The organism is Paraburkholderia sp. D1E, from assembly GCF_052682275.1.
This window is the reverse complement of record NZ_JBQYMB010000001.1, coordinates 5,456,810-5,474,581: the sequence shown is the minus strand read 5'-3', so window position 1 is coordinate 5,474,581 and position 17,772 is coordinate 5,456,810. Positions and strand designations below refer to the sequence as shown.

Below are 17,772 nucleotides of genomic sequence, written 5' to 3'. Positions count from 1 at the left end.
TCACCGTCCGAGGATCAGGCTGACATTGCTGCCGCCGAACGCAAACGAGTTGCTCATCACGTACTGCGGCCCGGCGCCGCGTGGCAGAAAGCGTTCGCTTTCGACCAGGTCGAGTACCGGCAACGCGGGATCGGCCTCGCCGTCCCACAGATGACGCGGCAGCGGCACGTTTTCGCGCGCCAGTGTCAGCCAGGCGAAGGAAAGTTCGGTGGCGCCCGCAGCGCCAAGCTGGTGCCCGGTCAGCGGCTTGGTGCCGCTCGTCGCCACGCCTTCGGGGAATACGCGCGCCATCAGCTTCGCTTCCATCTCGTCGTTCTTGCGCGTGGCGGTGGCGTGCAGATTCACGTAGCCGATCGCCTCAGACCCGATCCCCGCATCGGCCAAGGCCGCGTCCAGCGCAAGTTCGCCGCCCACACCGAGCGGATCAGGCGAGGAAATATGATGCGCGTCGCTCGATTCGCCGACACCCGCGAGTCTCACCGCCGCTTCATCGCGGCTCATCAGGAACACGGCCGCACCTTCACCGACATTGATCCCGCAACGATTGCGGCTCATTGGATTGGACCGCACGCCGCTGGTCGATTCGAGCGATGCGAAACCCTGCACCGTCAACTCGCACAGCGAATCGACGCCACCCACCACCACCGCATCGCACAGTCGCAATTGCAGCAACCGGCGGGCCGACGCAAAAGCCTTCGCGCTCGAGGTGCAAGCAGTCGAGATCGTGAACGCCGGGCCCTGCAGGCCGAGCGCGGCGGCGGCAAACGGCGCGACGGTGCCGATCTCCATTTGCCGATAGTTAAAGTTGGCGGGCAGGTCGCCCGCTTGCGCCTGATAGACGAACGCGGCTTCGGCCGCTTCGATTCCCGACGTACTGGTGCCGAGCACCACGCCAATCCGATGCGCGCCGTAACGCTCGCGCGCCGCTTCGACCACGGGTGCGATCTGCGCCAGCGCGGCCAGCAGCAAGCGGTTATTCCGGCAGTCGTAACGCGCAAGCGCGGCGGCCGGCGCCAGATCCAGCGGCGCGAGCACACTGCCCACAAACGCCTCGCCAATACCCGTGTGCGCGTTCGCCATACCGGGGGCGTGACCGGCGGCAAGCGCCGGGACGATGGCATCGAGGTCGCCGCCGAGCGCATTGATCATGCCGAGCGCGTGCAAATAAACTGATGGCGCCTTCATGCGGCCCTCCTTGATTCCGATGGCATGCCGATCGGCGCGAGCAGCACCGACACGGCAATGCCGAGCGCGAGCGTGGCGCCGAAACTCTTTAGCGCAGGCATTGCGCTCGTGCCAAGCATGCCGAACGACAGCAGCGTGGTCGCCGCCGACAGCAGCACACCGGTCCATACCGCGCCGAGATCGGCGTCCGCACGCAAGCAGCCTTCGCGCAGAAATACCGCATAGTTTGCGCCAACGCCGAGCACCAGCATTAGCGCGAGCCAGTTGAAAAGATTGAGCGGCACGTGAACGTAGCCGAACACAGCAAGCGTGACGCCGACCGCGAGCAGCACCGGCAGCGTCACGGCGATGCCGCCACGCACACCGTACCGCAGCATCAGCAGGACGAACACGAGCGCCAGCGCACCGCCGAGCCACCAGCCGCTATCCACGCGATACGCACCGAACAGCTTCGAGACGCTCGCCGCCTTGTCGACAAAGACGACGCCGGACACCGCCTGCGCGGTGGCGATCAGCGTGGGCTCGTTCTGTGGCGTGACGCCCTGCGGGATGACGACCGCGGCATAGGCTTGGGTCGCCGAATCGACAACACCCAGCCACAGATGTTTGTATGGTTGCGACCACGGAGCGGCGAGCCACGTGTCGACCGTGATCGGCGGCTGCGGTTTCGCGTACGCAGCAAGCCAGGCATCGGCGACTTCGTCCTTAAAGCCCGCCTGCAGCAGCGTGGCGCGCAAGGCCGCGGGATCGCTGAACACGTGCTGTGCAAGCAATGCACGATCTTCGTTCTGCTGTTTCGCGGACGGCACGAATTGCGCCACCGATTGATAGCTGCCGACCTTGTTCGCCGTGCCGTTCACGCCATCCAGTTTCGCGCCCAATGCTTCCGCGCGCTGCAAAACGATCTCCGGCGCCTCGCCGCGCACCACAAAAAACTGCGCGCTGTTATCCACGCCAACGGCCGCGCGCACCTTGTCTTCCTGCGCGACCAGTGAAGGATCACGCTGGATCAGCAGATGGATATCGTCGTCGCTCGTCAGACGCAGCCAACCGGGAATCGCCACGATCAGTAACAGCGCCGCGACGAACCATGCGCGCTTGCCGCCGATCGTGCGATGCCAGACGGTCAGCACACGCGCCGCCCCGGCGAATACGCGCTGTGGGCTGCGCTTCGGCGCGCGCGTGAGCAATGCCGGCAACAACCAGAGCACGGAGGCAAACGCCGTCGTAATGCCGGCTATCGCGAAACACGCAATCTGCTTGAGTGCGGGGAACGGTACCCAGGTGAGGATCGCGTAGCCGAGCAGGCTGGTGGCAAGCGCAACCGTCAAGGCAGGACGTACCGCACGCGCTCCACGGCGCGAATCCCAATCGCTGCCCGCGCCGAGATACACCACGAAATACTGGATCGAATAATCGACCGCTTCGCCGATCAGGCTCGCGCCGAACACCAGCGTCAACAGATGCAATTGGCCGAACACCAGCATGGTCACCGCGAGCGCGCAGACGATGCCCAGCGCCGTCGAAACGAAACCGAGCAGCAACAGACGCGGCGAGCGGAACACCCACATCATCAGCAACGCAATCCCGCACAGCGACGCGACGCCGATCAGGTGCACCTCATGCTCCGACGCACTGCGAGCCGATTCCGCGTAGAACACCGCGCCGGTTCTCGCCACCGACACATCGGGGAACGCCTGCTTCAACGCGCTTTCGCCTTGTGCGAGCGCGGCAAGCACGGCGTGCTGGGTTTTCGATTCGTAGGCCGAGCCCGGCAGCGTGGCGACGATCAGCACGCTAGTCGCAGTACCACGATGCGACACCAGCATGTTGTCTTTGAGTTCGAGATTCGACGTGGCGAGCGGCAGGCCACCAAGCCAGTGTTCGAGCCAGCCGAACGGATCGTCGGCGAGTGGCGTGGTCAGGCCGCCGCGTAACGGGCTGTAGATGCGCTGCGCGAGCGCATCATGCAGTCCCCCAAGGGCATTTCCTTCGGGGCCGGGGGCGTCGTGCAACACCGCGCTTGAAGCAGTGCTCTGCGAGAGAGTCGCGCGGTCAGCAGGCGCCAGCAAACCGAAGCGATACGGCATGTACAGCGCCGCAATCTGCGACAGATCGAACGGCGGCAATTCCGCCGTCACTGAGCCGAACGCCCCACTCTTCTGCAATGACGCGCCGAGTTGTTTCGCTGCCGCCCTGGCGTGCGCATCATCGTTGCTCGTGACCAGAAAAACGGTGCGGTCGCCAAGCGCGCTCGCCAGCGTATCGACCGCCTTTTCGGCGACCGGATCCGCTTCGGTGGCGGGGAGCAAAGCCAGCAGATTGGTTTGCAGCGGCGACGGTCCCGCGAAACGCCAGCCGCAATACAGCGCCGCGGCGAGCGCGAGCAGCAGCCACGCGACGCGCATACCCCACGCCTGCTTCGCGGACCGCTGTTGCAGCACCTGCATTACGGCGCTCCGAGCAAGCTGCGTTCAGCCGGCGTCGGTTCGGTCACGGCCGCGCTTTTCGCAAAGTCGAGCTTCGTGACGTCGCCGTTCGCGAGCGTGATGCGCAAGCTTTGCAGGTAGTCGCCGCCATTCATCTGCAAACCTTTGATCGACTGGGCGATCTGTGGCTGGTTCGGCGTGAGTTGCATACGCCACTGCGCGACACTGCCTTCGGCCGCGACGTCGAATTGCGAGTACAGCGCCGACAGATCGCCGCCGAGCATCGCGCGCATCATCTTCGAGACCTGCGCGACGCCGCGTGTGCCCTGGGCACTGTGAGCTGTCACGCGCTGGCCGTTTGCGTTGACTTCGGTGACGCCCGCATCCGTGATGACGTAGGTGGCTTTATACGGCGTGTCGATCTGCCAGATCACGCCACGATCGCGGAAGAACAACAGCGAACCCGTGCTGACGAGCGGCTGCTTCATCGCGGCGAGCGTTTGCGTTTGCGTGAATTGCGCGCGGACGCCCTTGGCTTGTGCGAGGTGCGAGGCGATCTGCGAGACGAGTGCCGGGTTATCGGTGGACTGCGCGGCTTCTGCCGCAGACGCTGCCACACCTGATAGGCTCAATGCGCTTATAACGCTTACCGTACCTAGTGCGAGCAACGCGCTCGCTGCCACACCGCGCAAGTTCATCGTCCCCATACGCGCTCCAGCTTTTCGAATACGACCGGCGGAGACACGAACTGCAATTCCTGGGTCGCGGCATCGACGGCGACCTGGATCGTGTAGCCCTTCGTCAACCGCGTGCCAGTTGCGCAATCGACAATTTCATAGCCTATTTTCAGGCGATTTTCGTGTTCGAGCAGTTGCGCGCGCACTTCGAGCGCCTGACCGTAGGTAGCCGGACGCACATACTTCAGATGCGCCTCGACGATCGGCCACAGGTAACCCGAAGCCTGCATCTCGCGGTAGTCGTAATCGAAGGTGCGCAAGAGCGCCGCGCGGCCGATCTCGAAGTACTTCAGATAGTTGCCATGCCAGCACACGTTCATCGCGTCGACGTCGTGAAACGGCACTTCGACCGTCGCGCTGGCCGTCAGCACTTTAGGGGAGCCGGTCATGCGTTCGAGCCTCCGCGATAGTCGTCCAGCAAATTGCACGCGGCGATGCGCGCGGTCAGCGCACGCAGGTCGCTTTCCAGAGCACGGTCTTCGTCGACGAACGGCGACTGTGCGCTCACGCTGTCGATGAAGGCTTGCAGCGGCGCGGGGACCGGCGTGGCGCTGTCGATCTTCAGGCGCAAATGCGCGGCCTGCACCGTCGCCAGCGTATGCGCGGCGGCGACCTGTTCGGTCAACTCCAGCACGCGCAAACAGTCGCGCGCGGCAATCGTGCCCATGCTGACTTTGTCCTGATTGTGCGCCTCGGTCGAACGTGAGAAGACGCTCGCGGGCATCGTGTTCTTCAACGCTTCGGCCGTCCATGCGGATGATGAAATCTGCACGGCCTTGAAACCGTGATTGATCGCGGCACGCGCGGGCGCGGCGCCCGACAGATTGCGCGGCAGGCCATTGTTGAAATTCACGTCGACTAGAAGCGCGAGCTGCCGGTCCATCAGATCCGCAAGATTGGCGACCGCGACCTTCAGCGAGTCCATCGCGAACGCAATATGGCCGCCGTAGAAGTTGCCGCCGTGCAGCACGCGCTCGTTGTCGGGATCGATCAACGGGTTGTCGTTCGCGCTGTTCAGTTCGTTCTCGACATCGCGGCGCACCCACGACAAGGCATCGCGCGCAACGCCGATTACATGCGGCGCACAACGAATCGAATAGCGGTCTTGCAGACGATGCCCCGGCGTATCCTCGCGCCCGGTCAGGTCGTCGCGAATCCACGCTGCCGCTTCTGCCTGGCCTGCGTGCGGTTTCACTTCGAATAGCATTGCGTCGAAGTGCGCAGCGCGGCCGTCGAGTGCCACGGTAGAGAGCGCCGTGAGACGCGCGGTGAGGCGCGTGAGATGATCGGCACGCGCAAACGCGAGACAGGCGAGGCCGGTCATCACCGCGGTACCGTTCATCAACGCGAGGCCTTCTTTGGGTGCGAGTGTCAATGGCGCATGACCGAGTTCCGTCCAGACCTCGCGTACGTTGCGCAGGGCGCCACCGAACATCACATCGCGTTCGCCGGCAAGCGCGGCGGCCACGTACGAGAGCGGCGTTAGATCGCCGCTTGCACCGACCGAGCCTTCCGACGGAATGCGCGGCAACACGCGATGATTGATCAGGTCGGCAAGACGTTCGAGCAACACGGGGCGCACGCCGGAAAAACCATAGGCCAGCGAGTTGAGTCGCGCGGCGATCACCGCGAGTGTTTGTGCGTCGTCGAGATGCTGGCCCATGCCGCAGCCGTGGTAACGCGTCAGTTGCAATGGCAAGGCTTCGACGAGTTCCGGAGGCACGTCGACCACGCACGCGTCTCCATAGCCGGTGTTGACACCGTACACAGTCGCACCCGCCGCCAGATGCCGGCGCAGAAAATCCGCGCCGCGCTGGATGCGCGCGCGCCACGCCGGATCGGCGCTCAACGCAACCGGCGCGCGGTGATGCGCGATCGCGACGACCTCTTCGATCGTCAGCCTGCGGCCGCCAACCGTCACCGCCGCGGCGTTTGCGCCGGTGTTCTCTTTTGCACTGAGGTTCGGCGTTTCGATCAGATCATGTTCGGCCATTTGCGCCTCGCTTGGGGCTGGCCCAGAAATCGAAGAAATTGAACCATTGATAAGGTGCCTTGCGGCAATAGTGTTCGAGCCGCGCCGCATAACGCTGCGCCCAGGCGGCAAGATGCTGCGCGCGCTCACGGCGCGGCAATTCGATGCGATCGGCAAAGGGCTCGAAATAGAGACGATAACCGTCGTGCTCTTTCAGGCAGAAGAACAGATAGACCGGGCAGCCCAACGCATGAGCGAGCACGTAAGGGCCTTGTGCGAACGGCGCAGTCGAACCGAGAAATTGGGCTTCCGTCGTACGGCCCGCTTCGTGTGCCGGTACGCGGTCGCCGACGATCACCAGCAGTTCGCCCGCATCGACACGCTCCTGCATCATCATCGCGGTCTCAGGTCCGAAGTCGCTGACTTCGAGCAGATGCCGCGCGAACTGGCTATTGGCCGAAGCCAGCACGTTATTGAAGCGCCTGGCGTGATCGGTGTAGACCACCGCGGTGACTTTCGCGTAGCCGCCTTGCGCGGCGAGCGCGCGGGTCATTTCCAGATTGCCGAGATGCGCGCCGATCACGAGCGCACCTTTGCCGCTCGCCACCAACGCTTCGAATGCCGAAGGATCTTCGAATTTGACGTCGGCATTATTGACGCGGCCCGACCATGCCGCGAGCTTGTCGAAGCCCGATTGCGCGAACGCCAGCATGTGACGATAGGCGGATAGCCAACCCGGACGCGGCGTATCGCCGTGCGGTGCGGCTTCCCCGAGATGCGTGAAGTAGTTGCTCGACGCCTCGCGCGCAGCGCGGCCCGTCAGCAGAAAATACGCGACGATCGGATGCAGCCAGAGCGCGGTGAAACGGCGGCCGAACAGCTTGCAACTGAGCGCGAGCAACGACATGCCCAGATGGCTGCCGCGTTCGGCGATCCGCCACCAGTCCTGCGGGCGCTGTACGCTTTGTTCCGCCTGCCTGCCCGGTTCATCCTGTGCGCCCTGCTTCCCTGGCTGACTTGCGGCGGCCGGGCGGCGTGGCATCACTTTATGCGCGAGCAGCATCGGCAGACGCCACAGCATGCCGAACACGAGCCGCGTATGGCTGCGGCTGATGCGCACGTTGTCCCACAGCACGTCGAAATGCGACACGCCATCGCTTGCATAGGTCACGCGCGTCGGAATCGAGCGGAACGCGGCGCGACGCCAGTAGAGACGCACGAGAATTTCGATGTCGAAGTCCATGCGTGTCGGCAGTTGCACGCTGTCGATCAGCTCGCAAGCCAGCGCAAGCGGATAGAGACGGAAGCCGCACATCGAATCGCGAATCGTCAGCGAAAGCGTTTCGATCCATACCCACACGTGCGTCAGGTAACGGCCATAGAGGCGCGATTTCGGCACGCTCTCGTCGTAGACCGGGCGGCCGAGGATCACCGCGCCCGGTTCGGCTTGCGCGGCCTCGATGAAACGCGGCACGTCCGCCGCGTCGTGCTGGCCATCCGCATCGATCTGCACTGCGTGCGTGTACCCCGCAGCGCGTGCGGCGCGCAGGCCCGCCATCACGGCCGCGCCCTTGCCGCCGTTGACCGGCAAATGCAGCAGTTCGAGCTGACCCACGTACCGTTGCGCCAGCGCAGCGAGCACCTGCTGGGTCGCCTCATCGCTGCCGTCGTCGACGATAAAGATCGGCAAGCCGTGCACCACGAGATGGGCGACGGTCGCGCCGATCGCGTCCTTGTGGTTGTATATCGGAATGACGATGCACGGGACGACGCTCATCATGCAGGCTCCCGATACACGATCACGCCGGATGCGCATTCACGCCCGTTCAGCCGGTACGCGAACTGCACTCGCCTACGCGAGGCGTCGTGGGCGAGCGTGAGATTCAGCACTGCGCCGGGCGACACCGGCGCCATGAACTTGAGCCGGTCGATCGATGCCAGCGCGCGCACGGCCGGCACGTGTTCGGCGGCCAGACGCATTGCCCAGTGCACCTGGATGACGCCCGGCAGAATCGGCAGACCGGGAAAATGGCCGGCGAAATGCGCGAGCGTCGGCGGCACGCGCAGTTCGTAGTGCAGCGTGTCGGCATTGCGCGTTTCGGCGAGCACTTCCACGCCGTCCGCGCGCGGCTCGAAAGCCGCCGCCACGGCAGCCACCGGCAGTTTGCCGCGCGCGTCGAACGGCAATGTGAGGCGAAAACGCCAATGACGCGGTAGCACCACTGCATCGAAATACGCAGCGAGATGGCGGCGCAGGGTTTGCGCGAGATGCACGCGGCCTGCCTCACGCAATGCCTCACTGCCTGCTTCGGTCAGCGCCACCACGGCGCCGACGCGCTCACGCGACGCGCCTTCCAGCGGCACGATCGCCGCTTGCGCGACATACGGATGCAACGCAAGACGCGCTTCGAGCTCCGGCAGCGACACGCGCTTGCCGTCCAGCTTGAGCACGCGATCAAGGCGGCCTTGCAGGCGAAAGCGGCCATCGGCGTCGAAAGTGATTTTGTCGTCGGTTCGATGCCAGCCGGTGTGATCGAGATGCGGCGAGCGAACGTTCAGTGCGCCCGCTTCGTCGCGGCGTACTTCGATACCGCCCACCGGTTGCCACGCATCGGTCTGGTCCTGGCGACGCCACGCGATGCCGCCGGTTTCCGTACTGCCGTAGATTTCGAGCGGCGCGGCACCATAAGCGGCGGCATATTCCCGCGCGGCTTCCAGGGCGAGCGGGCCGCCTGAAGAAAAGAATGCGCGCGGCGCCGGCGTCAACGCGGCGAAACCCGGCAACGCGGGCCAACGCGACAATTGCGCGGGCGTCGAGACGACCACCGTCGCGCCGCATTGCTCGATCTGCGTTTGCAAATGCAAAGGCTCGATGCTGATCGCCCGGTCGAATGCGCGGCCCGCGGCGAGCGGCCACAACACGCGAAACAGCAGACCGTAGATGTGATGATGCGGCACGCTCGCGAGCATCGTCGCATCGCCGACCAGCGCGCCCCACTGCCTTTCGAGCGTGTGCACTTCGGCGTTGAATTGCGCGAGGGTTTTGCGGATCGGCTTGGGGGTGCCGCTGCTGCCCGACGTGTAGAGCGTCAACGGGGCTTGCGGATCGATCGTGTATGAGGTGTCTCGCGCGTGTGTGAAATCGGCGTCGGCGTCTCGCGCAACAGGCTGCAGGTCGGCGTCGGTCAGCACGGCGTCGTACGCGTCGGCAAGATCGGCGAGATAACCCGGTGTCGCATTGGCCGGAATCACCGGCTCCTTGCCGCACGCGAACAACGCAAACAGCGCGCAGGCGAAATCGAACGGATCGTCGATACACAACGCGTAGCGTCGCGCGGCTTGCGTTTGCACCAGTGAGACCAGCGTCGAGACACGCGCGCGAAATGCAGTGTGATCGAGCACCGTCGCGCCATCACGACATACCGGCGCATTCACGACGGAAGCCTCATGGTCCGCCGACAGCAGATCATGCAGCGCGATCATGCCGCCTCCGAACGCGCGGCTCGCGGCAACACCACCAGATAACGCCAGATCACCTCGGCGACCAGCAGCACGCCGATCAATCCGTAGGCGATCGCGCCGTTATAGAGCGACCAGCTTGCACGGCTCCAGTACAGCGCCGTATACGCGGAGAACGCGCCGTTCAGCGCGAAGAATACGCACCACACCTGGGTCACGCGCCACGTATGGCGCACGGCGCCCGGCGGCAGATTCGGATTGCCCAGCCGGGCGAATTTTTCGATCATCGACGGCCCGCGCACGAGCGTCGCGCCGAATGCAATCAACAGGCCCAGATTGACGAGTGACGGATAGAGGCGCAACAGCAGTTCGCTGTTGGTGAACACGATCGCCGCCGAGGCGCAGCTCAGCAAGCCGACCACGGTCCAGTCGAGCGAGGAGAGCCGGCGCAGCGAGGTCGCGACCGGACCGCTGCCGGCCCAGCGCTGCAACCACAGAATCGCAAACAGCATGCAGCCGACGTAGCGCGGTGTGTCCCAGCGCCAGGCACACAGAATCAACGCGGGATACGCGAGTTTTAGCAGGACCTGCACCACCGTTTTGGCCCAATGGCGCTCACTGCCGGACGATGCCCCGGCGGGTGGGCTCGCCGCCGCTTGCATTCGCGAGCGCACGAATGGCATCAGCCTTGTGCCGCCAGCAGGGATTCGACCGCACCGATCACGTCACCGACCGTGCGCACCGACTTGAATTCTTCCGGCTTGATGCGGCGGCCGGTCATTTCCTGCAGCTTGATCGCGAGGTCGACGGCGTCGATGCTGTCGAGATCGAGGTCTTCGAAGAGATGCGCGTCGGGTGTCACGCGCTCCGGCTCGATCGCGAAGTTCTCTTTGAAGATGGCGCGTATGCGCTCAAGAATCTCTGCCTCGGACACGATTAATCCCCTTTTTTTGTGGTTTCGTTCACAGCATGCGCCGTTTCGCGTTGACTCGCGACCAGTGCGGCCAGCGTGCTGATTGAGCGGAAATGTTCGCGGGTGCGTTCGTCGTTCGCTGCAATGGTCAGTTGGTATTGTTTGCGCAGCACGATGCCGATCTCGAGCGCATCGATCGAGTCGAGGCCGATGCCGTCGGTATCGAACAACGGTGCGTCGTCGTCGATATCGGCCGGACTCAGGTCTTCCAGATCGAGGGCTTCGATCAGAAGCTGTTTAATTTCCAGTTTTAAAGAATCCATAATCGAACAGGTGCTGAGTAATGTGTGCTTCGATGGCGCTAGTCACGCTGCGCGCCGCGAGAGACGGTGTAACGGCGTGGTCCGCGAGTTGCTCGACGCCAAGCGGCTCGAGCACGTTCACGCGTATCCGGAAAGCGCGCGTCGGCACGTCGTACCAGCGCATCTGCTTGGTGAACGCCGGCGGATCGCAATCCATCAACACCGGCACGATCGGCGCGCCGACCTTCAACGCCATATGCGCGAAACCGCGTGAAAAGGCGTGCAAGCGGTTCGGTGCCGGGCTGCGCGTACCTTCGGGGAAAATAATCATTGTGTAGCCTGCTGCGAGCTGCCGCGCGCCGGCTTCGACGAGCTCCGAGGGATCGGCATTACTCACGTATTCCGCCGAGCGCACGATTCCCCAGAAACACGGGTTGCCCCAGTGCGCGTTTTTCACCACGCAACAGGCACGCGGCGTGAGCGACAACAGCACCATCACGTCCAGGTACGTCGGGTGATTGGCAACCACGATCGCCGGGCCACCGGCGCGCAATACCTGCGCGCCCGACACTTCGAGTTCCATTACGCCGATGCGCCGCAACACTGCGACCAGCGCGCGGAAGAACCAGTGAATCACGGTCGTCACCACACGCTGACGCGACGCCGGATGCGGCCACAGCCAGGCAAACGGGAACACCAGCACCGAAAACAGCACACCGCAGATGCCGAACACCACGAAGGCCATGCCCGTCGCGCAGAATCGCCAGAGGTAATTAAATCGCGCGTTCATGCAACCTCCAATGCCATGCGGCGCCGGCGCTTTGCCAGACGGCGGGCTGGCCCGTTTCCAGACAATGCAGCAGTGCCTGGCTCTGGCTCGCGAAACTTTCCTCCGTGCCTGACTCGCTTTCCTCGCCCGTGTGGCTTGCTCCCTGCGCGGCCTCTGCGGCCTCCGGCTCACCTGCGCCGGACAACGTGCAAACCAGTTGCCCCGCAGTCGCCTCACCGTTCAGCAGGATCGCGATCGCGCCACCCTGCACTTCGTCTTCAATCGTGCCATACGCCGCATCGGCCGGTTCATCAGCGTACACCAGCAGCACTGGCGAGCCGGGCTGTGTGCCGTATTGCGCATACGCTTCCAGCAGCGCATAGCCAAGCGTCTCAGCGCCGGCCGAGATCGCGCTGGCAGCGGAACGGTCGCCGCGCGCGATGCCGAACACACCCGTCATTGCGTTCAGTACCGACAGGCTGAAGGCGGTCGGCGAGACCGGTTCACCCGCGCTGATGGTGCGCAAAATGTCCGTAGTGCGCCGCAATTCGCCGTGGCGTGAAGCAAACACGACCCGCACCTCGTCTTGCGCCACGCAATCATGCGCGACCTTCAGGGCGACTCTGGACAAAGTGCTCAGGCGACGCCGTACGATCGGCTCGATGAAGCCGATATCGGGTGCAGCAGTTGCGGCAGCAGGCCAGCTAGACCAGCGAGCGACCGGAATGGTCCAGTGCAGATCGGGCATATCGGTGTTCGCGCGTAGAAGCGAGGAGAGGCTGAGAGCGCCTGACGGAATACCTACCCGTCAGAGCATACGCGCCGCGCGGAACAGCAGTCTCCAGCCGGGGGGTCAATCCAATCTTCTTATAGGGTTCAGCGATTTAACGGCACTTGGCCCCGATTATTTAGGCGCCTTTGCCAATTGGTCTGATGGATTGTCTCAGGCTCCCTATGGTCGCCGGAATCATACTGAAGATTGTGGATTAAATCAGCCACAAAAGACGTATCCATCTGTATCCGTATCGCTCGTACGACGGCTGACTGGACAACACCGAAATGCAGGCCCAGCGGCCCTTGCGCAGCGCGTGATCGACCCGCAAAGCCACTTGCGGCGAGCTTCGCAGCCCGACTGGACGTTAATGACTTCCCCCAACACGCACCAATACTTTCATTTAACTTTCGAAATAAGTGTTTCGTTTCGGAACACTTCAATATGCCGGGCGCTATCTGCTGAGTGATTCGCCGCGCGTCGTTCAAATCTCACGCGCAACTTACGGTCGCTTACCGCAACGCGATTTTTGACGGGTAGCGGTGGCGCGCGGCCACGCCTGCTATACTCCGTCCCTCATTGGGGAGTAGCCGCCCCGCGGCATGTCCGCACCGCTGTCATACGGGTGCGTCGAACGTGCGGTTCGCGGGGGCGCCTGTCAACAAACTTGGCCTTTACGGCCATGGCAGCCGCAGCCTTTGGCCTGGCGAGACTGATGATCCACACACGCCGAAATAGGGCCCGGCGGTGTCGTGGGTCGTCGCTCGTTCTTATCTCGGCCCGGGGAACCAACACACCGTGGATCACGCTTTTCTCATTTCGACCGGAGCGGTCACGCTCGCCGAGATCGGCGACAAGACGCAACTGCTCTCGCTCGTCCTCGCGGCCCGCTATCGCAAACCGATGCCGATCATTCTGGGCGTGCTGACCGCTACGCTCGTCAATCACGCCTGCGCCGGCGCACTCGGCGCGTGGCTCGGCACGCTGCTCACGCCGACCATCATGCGGTGGGCCCTCGCCGCGTCGTTCATTGCGATGGGCTTGTGGATTCTCGTACCGGACAAACTCGACGATGAAGAAGCTAACACCAGCCGCACACATTTCGGCGTATTCGGCGCGACCGTCGTGACGTTCTTCCTGGCCGAAATGGGCGACAAGACGCAGATTGCGACCGTGGCGCTCGCCGCGCGCTTTCACGATTTCTTCGGCGTGGTGGCCGGCACGACGCTCGGCATGATGATCGCCAACGTGCCCGCGATCCTGCTCGGCGACCGCTTCGCCCATCGGCTTCCGACCCAAACTGTGCACGCCATCGCCGCGGTGATGTTCGTGATTCTGGGGACGATGGCGTTGTTCGGCGTCGGGGTTTAAGCGAGATCACTCACGCAGCGCTCACGTCACACGTTGTGCGCGAATGAAAACGGCCCGGCAGGGATGACCTGCCGGGCCGTTTTTTGTTGCGTCGCAGCGGATGACGTTGATCGCGCCGCTCGCGTTTACTGCACGGCCTTCGCACTCGACGCTGCCGCCGGTGCGGCCGCGGGCGCGGCGCCCGTCGTAGCGACTTCGTTCGACGCTCCGCCGTTCTTGTCGACAGGGATCTTCACCGTATGGACCACGCCGTTGCCGAGCGGAAAATCGGCCAGCGCGCTGCGCGCCAGATACGGCATAGCCCTCACCAGCGACGACTCGCCACCCGAGTTGCGCGCCGTCACGTTATAGACCTCTTTGCCGCTAGCACGCTCGGTGATTCGCACGCCGAGCAGGTGCGTGAAAATCGGGTAGCTCTGATTCACGTACGCAGTCGGATACGGACCCCATGCACCCCACGGCCCCCACGGATCGAACGACCGGCCCCAGTACGGCGCCGGCCAGGGGTTGTAATACACCGGCTGCGCGACTGTCACCATGTCCGAGCGAATCCCGTAAGACAGTCCGACCAGATAACGCGCCTGGGAAGTGTCGACCTGACGGAACGCGTGCGTGGCAAGTTCGTTGCCGACCAGGCGCTCGTACGTGGTGAGTTCGAGATTGTTCTGCTGATCCGCTGCCCGCGTAAAGGCATACGTACGGGTGGCGTCATTGCCGCTCCAGTCGGAAAACGCCGTGACCTGAGTGGTCACGTAGGTCGTGCAGCCGGACAGCAGCACCGTCAGCGTGGCCAGCAGCAGTGTGGCGCGGCGGGTCCATCGATCGAATTTCATGGTCTACCTCGGGTTGCCTGTTATCGCCAGTCTTGACCGGGTTGGTTTGCGCGCATGCTTTGCTGCGCGTGGCGCGCCCGATAATACGCTGACCTGGCGACTCGGTAAAAAGTTCGCTCCGCACGATCCGCCGAGCCTTTGTACAATGGCTCGACAAGCCCGGCTCGCGCGCCATAAGCACGTGTGACGGCTCGAGTCCCATCACTACAGAACGCCATGGCCGATACCGCAACGCCCAATGTGATCCGCCGCGCCGATTACGCGCCGCCCGCCTTCCTGATCGACACCGTCGCACTGGAGTTCGATCTGATCCCCGAACGCACCGTCGTCAGGAACACGATGCGTGTGCGCCGCAACCCGGACGCATCCCGAGCTTCGAATTTCGAACTGATGGGCGAACAACTCGAGTTCGTCGGCGCCACGATCGACGGCGCCCCATTCGCCAACGCGCATGCGCACGAGCACGGCCTCACGCTCGACAACGTGCCGGATAACTTCGAGCTCACGCTTACCAGTATCTGCAATCCGGCGGAAAATACCACGCTGTCGGGCCTGTATGTGTCGGGCGGCAACTTCTTCACGCAGTGCGAGGCGGAAGGCTTTCGCCGCATCACCTATTTCCTCGACCGTCCCGACGTAATGGCGACCTTCACGGTCACGTTGCGCGCCAGCAAGGCCGACTACCCGGTGCTGCTGTCGAACGGCAATCTGCTCGAAGAAGGCGATCTGCCGGACGGCCGCCATTTCGCCCGTTGGGAAGATCCGTTCAGGAAGCCGAGCTATCTGTTCGCGCTGGTCGCGGGCAAGCTGGTCGCACTCGAAGAACGCGTAAAAAGCGGCTCGGGCAAGGAAAAGCTGCTGCAGGTGTGGGTCGAACCGCACGATCTCGACAAGACGCAGCATGCGATGGATTCGCTGAAGCATTCGATCCGCTGGGACGAGGAACGCTTCGGGCTGGAACTGGATCTGGACCGTTTCATGATCGTCGCCGTGAGCGACTTCAACATGGGCGCAATGGAGAACAAGGGGCTCAACATCTTCAACACGAAGTACGTGCTGGCGAACCCCGAAACGGCAACGGACACCGACTTCGCGAACATCGAGGCGGTGGTCGGCCACGAGTACTTCCACAACTGGACCGGCAATCGCGTAACGTGCCGCGACTGGTTCCAGCTGAGCCTGAAGGAAGGCCTGACGGTGTTCCGCGATCAGGAGTTCTCGGCCGACATGGCCGGCGGCGCGACGGACGAAGCCGCACGCGCCACCAAACGTATCGAAGACGTGCGCGTGCTGCGCCAGATGCAGTTCGCCGAAGACGTGGGTCCGATGGCACACCCGGTGCGCCCGGAAAGCTATGTCGAGATCAACAACTTCTACACGATGACGGTCTACGAGAAAGGCTCTGAAGTCGTGCGGATGTATCAGACGCTGTTCGGCCGTGACGGCTTCCGCAAGGGCATGGACCTGTACTTCAAGCGGCACGACGGTCAAGCCGTGACCTGCGACGACTTCCGTCATGCGCTCGCTGATGCGAACGGCCGCGATCTCGCGCAATTCGAGCGCTGGTATAGCCAGGCCGGCACGCCGCGCGTCTCGGTACGCACGAAGTACGACGCCGCGCAGCAACGCTACAGCGTGACGCTCACGCAAGGTTATGGTGAAGGCGTATCCGCCGCGCGCGAAACGCAAAAGGGCCCGCTGCTGATTCCGTTCGCGATCGGTCTGATCGGCAAGGATGGCGGCGATCTGCCGCTGCAACTGGAAGGCGAAACCAAGGCTGCGGACTCCACCACGCGCGTGCTGGAATTCACGCAGGCCGAACAGACCTTCACGTTCGTCAACGTCGCGCAGGAACCGCTGCCCTCACTGCTGCGCAATTTCTCCGCACCGGTGATCGTCGAATACGACTACCCGGTCGACCAGCTCGCGTTCCTGCTCGCGCACGACAGCGACCCGTTCAACCGCTGGGAAGCCGGTCAGCGGCTCGCCACGCGCGAGCTGCTGACACTCGCCGGGCGCGCCGCCACGGGCGTGCCGCTACAACTCGACGACTCGGTGGTCGCGGCGTTCGCCCGCGTGCTGACCGACGAAACGCTCTCGCCCGCTTTCCGCGAGCTGGCGTTGATGCTGCCGTCAGAAGCTTATCTGGCTGAACAGATGGCCGAATCGAATCCGGCTGCCGTACACGCCGCGCGGCAGTTCGTGCGCAAACGCCTCGCGAATGCGCTCAGAAAAGACTGGCTCGCCGTGTACGAAAAGCACCGCACGCCAGGTGCCTATGAGGCGACGCCGGAGGCATCCGGTCATCGTGCGTTGAAAAACCTGGCGTTGTCGTATCTCGCGGAACTGGACGATCCGGCTGAAACCGTGCGCCTCGCGTCCGCGCAATACGACTCCGCCAACAACATGACCGACCGCTCGGCGGCGCTCTCGGCCTTGCTCAATGCATCGGCGGCGAAGGGCGGCAGCGTGGAGGCGCAGCAGGCGCTGGACGACTTCTACCGGCGCTTCGAAAAGGAACCGCTCGTGATCGACAAATGGTTTGCCTTACAAGCCACGCAACGCGGCAGCGCACAGCGTCCGGTGATTGAAATCGTGCGCAGGCTGATGGCGCATCCGGCATTCAACCTGAAAAACCCGAACCGCGCGCGCTCGCTGATTTTCAGTTTCTGTGCGGCGAACCCTGCGCAGTTCCACGCCGAAGACGGCTCGGGCTACGCGTTCTGGGCTGATCAGGTCATCGCGCTCGACGCCATCAATCCGCAAGTGGCCGCTCGCCTCGCCCGCTCGCTGGAACTGTGGCGCCGCTTTACGCCGACGCTGCGTGACGGCATGCGCGCGGCGCTGGAGAAAGTGGCGTCGCAGGTGAAATCGCGCGACGTGCGCGAGATCGTGGAAAAAGCGTTGGCGTGATGCTCATCTGAAAGCGCTTCGCGCATCGAAAAGCCGGCACGTGTTGCCGGCTTTTTTTCGTCCCGAATTTCGCCATCAATTTCGTCATGAGGCGACGCGCGGACGTCAACGTTAGCC

The 17,772-nt window shown here is 63.7% G+C and carries 15 protein-coding genes and 1 riboswitch; of the genes, 2 read left to right on the top strand and 13 right to left on the bottom strand.

All coding sequences use genetic code 11. The features are described from left to right. Genes ACUN0E_RS24650 through ACUN0E_RS24595 form a run of 12 tightly spaced genes read right to left on the bottom strand, consistent with a single transcriptional unit; the run spans nucleotide 1 to nucleotide 12,514 of the window. A complete protein-coding gene (locus ACUN0E_RS24650; protein ID WP_445568231.1) occupies nucleotides 1-1,185 on the bottom strand; it encodes a beta-ketoacyl-[acyl-carrier-protein] synthase family protein in 1,185 nt (394 codons plus the stop codon). Further along, the gene (locus tag ACUN0E_RS24645; protein ID WP_445568230.1) at nucleotides 1,182-3,635 is read right to left on the bottom strand and encodes an MMPL family transporter; all 2,454 of its coding nucleotides are present in this window, start codon (nucleotides 3,633-3,635) and stop codon (nucleotides 1,182-1,184) included. Before ACUN0E_RS24645 ends, ACUN0E_RS24650 begins: the two co-directional genes overlap by 4 nt. Next, the gene (locus ACUN0E_RS24640; protein ID WP_445568229.1) at nucleotides 3,635-4,321 is read right to left on the bottom strand and encodes a LolA family protein; all 687 of its coding nucleotides are present in this window, start codon (nucleotides 4,319-4,321) and stop codon (nucleotides 3,635-3,637) included. Before ACUN0E_RS24640 ends, ACUN0E_RS24645 begins: the two co-directional genes overlap by 1 nt. Continuing rightward, nucleotides 4,309-4,740, bottom strand: a complete 432-nt coding sequence (locus ACUN0E_RS24635; protein WP_445568228.1) for an acyl-CoA thioesterase — start codon at nucleotides 4,738-4,740, stop codon at nucleotides 4,309-4,311. The genes ACUN0E_RS24640 and ACUN0E_RS24635 overlap by 13 nt, the downstream gene beginning before the upstream one ends. After that, nucleotides 4,737-6,344, bottom strand: coding sequence for an HAL/PAL/TAL family ammonia-lyase (locus ACUN0E_RS24630; RefSeq protein WP_445568227.1), 1,608 nt, complete (start codon nucleotides 6,342-6,344; stop codon nucleotides 4,737-4,739). The genes ACUN0E_RS24635 and ACUN0E_RS24630 overlap by 4 nt, the downstream gene beginning before the upstream one ends. Continuing rightward, nucleotides 6,331-8,100 carry a glycosyltransferase family 2 protein gene (locus tag ACUN0E_RS24625; RefSeq protein WP_445570512.1) on the bottom strand — a complete coding sequence of 590 codons (1,770 nt, stop codon included), beginning with the start codon at nucleotides 8,098-8,100 and terminating at the stop codon, nucleotides 6,331-6,333. Before ACUN0E_RS24625 ends, ACUN0E_RS24630 begins: the two co-directional genes overlap by 14 nt. Further along, nucleotides 8,100-9,806 carry an AMP-binding protein gene (locus ACUN0E_RS24620; RefSeq protein ID WP_445568226.1) on the bottom strand — a complete coding sequence of 569 codons (1,707 nt, stop codon included), beginning with the start codon at nucleotides 9,804-9,806 and terminating at the stop codon, nucleotides 8,100-8,102. Before ACUN0E_RS24620 ends, ACUN0E_RS24625 begins: the two co-directional genes overlap by 1 nt. After that, a complete protein-coding gene (locus ACUN0E_RS24615; RefSeq protein WP_445568225.1) occupies nucleotides 9,803-10,465 on the bottom strand; it encodes a hypothetical protein in 663 nt (220 codons plus the stop codon). The genes ACUN0E_RS24620 and ACUN0E_RS24615 overlap by 4 nt, the downstream gene beginning before the upstream one ends. Then, the gene (locus ACUN0E_RS24610) at nucleotides 10,465-10,716 is read right to left on the bottom strand and encodes an acyl carrier protein (protein WP_020069032.1); all 252 of its coding nucleotides are present in this window, start codon (nucleotides 10,714-10,716) and stop codon (nucleotides 10,465-10,467) included. Before ACUN0E_RS24610 ends, ACUN0E_RS24615 begins: the two co-directional genes overlap by 1 nt. Before the next feature lie 2 nt (nucleotides 10,717-10,718). Then, complete coding sequence (locus tag ACUN0E_RS24605; RefSeq protein WP_408222468.1) at nucleotides 10,719-11,018, bottom strand: phosphopantetheine-binding protein; 300 nt, start codon at nucleotides 11,016-11,018, stop codon at nucleotides 10,719-10,721. Continuing rightward, nucleotides 10,993-11,787, bottom strand: a complete 795-nt coding sequence (locus ACUN0E_RS24600) for a lysophospholipid acyltransferase family protein (RefSeq protein ID WP_445568224.1) — start codon at nucleotides 11,785-11,787, stop codon at nucleotides 10,993-10,995. Before ACUN0E_RS24600 ends, ACUN0E_RS24605 begins: the two co-directional genes overlap by 26 nt. Beyond that, on the bottom strand, nucleotides 11,771-12,514 hold the full coding sequence (locus tag ACUN0E_RS24595) for a beta-ketoacyl synthase chain length factor (protein ID WP_445568223.1): 744 nt from the start codon (nucleotides 12,512-12,514) through the stop codon (nucleotides 11,771-11,773). The genes ACUN0E_RS24600 and ACUN0E_RS24595 overlap by 17 nt, the downstream gene beginning before the upstream one ends. Nucleotides 12,515-13,107: 593 nt before the next feature. Continuing rightward, nucleotides 13,108-13,325: riboswitch (yybP-ykoY riboswitch) on the top strand. An 11-nt stretch (nucleotides 13,326-13,336) separates the two neighbouring features. Here ACUN0E_RS24595 and ACUN0E_RS24590 point away from each other — a divergent pair. Further along, nucleotides 13,337-13,909, top strand: a complete 573-nt coding sequence (locus tag ACUN0E_RS24590) for a TMEM165/GDT1 family protein (protein WP_445568222.1) — start codon at nucleotides 13,337-13,339, stop codon at nucleotides 13,907-13,909. A 125-nt stretch (nucleotides 13,910-14,034) separates the two neighbouring features. Here the strand turns inward: ACUN0E_RS24590 and ACUN0E_RS24585 are convergent, their stop codons facing one another. Then, a complete protein-coding gene (locus ACUN0E_RS24585) occupies nucleotides 14,035-14,742 on the bottom strand; it encodes a DUF4136 domain-containing protein (RefSeq protein ID WP_408508575.1) in 708 nt (235 codons plus the stop codon). A gap of 216 nt (nucleotides 14,743-14,958) precedes the next feature. On the opposite strand from ACUN0E_RS24585, the gene pepN reads away from it, so the two are divergent. Then, entirely contained in the window at nucleotides 14,959-17,655 is a 2,697-nt protein-coding gene (gene pepN, locus ACUN0E_RS24580; protein ID WP_445568221.1) for an aminopeptidase N, read from the top strand. Nucleotides 17,656-17,772 lie beyond the last annotated feature (117 nt).

Excerpts from the sequence above, each read along its gene's own strand:
- ACUN0E_RS24625 (WP_445570512.1), bottom strand. The coding sequence starts at position 8,100 with ATGAGCGTCGTCCCGTGCATCGTCATTCCGATATACAACCACAAGGAC.
- ACUN0E_RS24645 (WP_445568230.1), bottom strand. The coding sequence starts at position 3,635 with ATGCAGGTGCTGCAACAGCGGTCCGCGAAGCAGGCGTGGGGTATGCGC.
- ACUN0E_RS24640 (WP_445568229.1), bottom strand. The coding sequence starts at position 4,321 with ATGGGGACGATGAACTTGCGCGGTGTGGCAGCGAGCGCGTTGCTCGCA.
- ACUN0E_RS24635 (WP_445568228.1), bottom strand. The coding sequence starts at position 4,740 with ATGACCGGCTCCCCTAAAGTGCTGACGGCCAGCGCGACGGTCGAAGTG.
- ACUN0E_RS24615 (WP_445568225.1), bottom strand. The coding sequence starts at position 10,465 with ATGCCATTCGTGCGCTCGCGAATGCAAGCGGCGGCGAGCCCACCCGCC.
- ACUN0E_RS24605 (WP_408222468.1), bottom strand. The coding sequence starts at position 11,018 with ATGGATTCTTTAAAACTGGAAATTAAACAGCTTCTGATCGAAGCCCTC.
- ACUN0E_RS24600 (WP_445568224.1), bottom strand. The coding sequence starts at position 11,787 with ATGAACGCGCGATTTAATTACCTCTGGCGATTCTGCGCGACGGGCATG.
- ACUN0E_RS24620 (WP_445568226.1), bottom strand. The coding sequence starts at position 9,806 with ATGATCGCGCTGCATGATCTGCTGTCGGCGGACCATGAGGCTTCCGTC.
- ACUN0E_RS24595 (WP_445568223.1), bottom strand. The coding sequence starts at position 12,514 with ATGCCCGATCTGCACTGGACCATTCCGGTCGCTCGCTGGTCTAGCTGG.
- pepN (WP_445568221.1), top strand. The coding sequence starts at position 14,959 with ATGGCCGATACCGCAACGCCCAATGTGATCCGCCGCGCCGATTACGCG.
- ACUN0E_RS24630 (WP_445568227.1), bottom strand. The coding sequence starts at position 6,344 with ATGGCCGAACATGATCTGATCGAAACGCCGAACCTCAGTGCAAAAGAG.
- ACUN0E_RS24650 (WP_445568231.1), bottom strand. The coding sequence starts at position 1,185 with ATGAAGGCGCCATCAGTTTATTTGCACGCGCTCGGCATGATCAATGCG.
- ACUN0E_RS24585 (WP_408508575.1), bottom strand. The coding sequence starts at position 14,742 with ATGAAATTCGATCGATGGACCCGCCGCGCCACACTGCTGCTGGCCACG.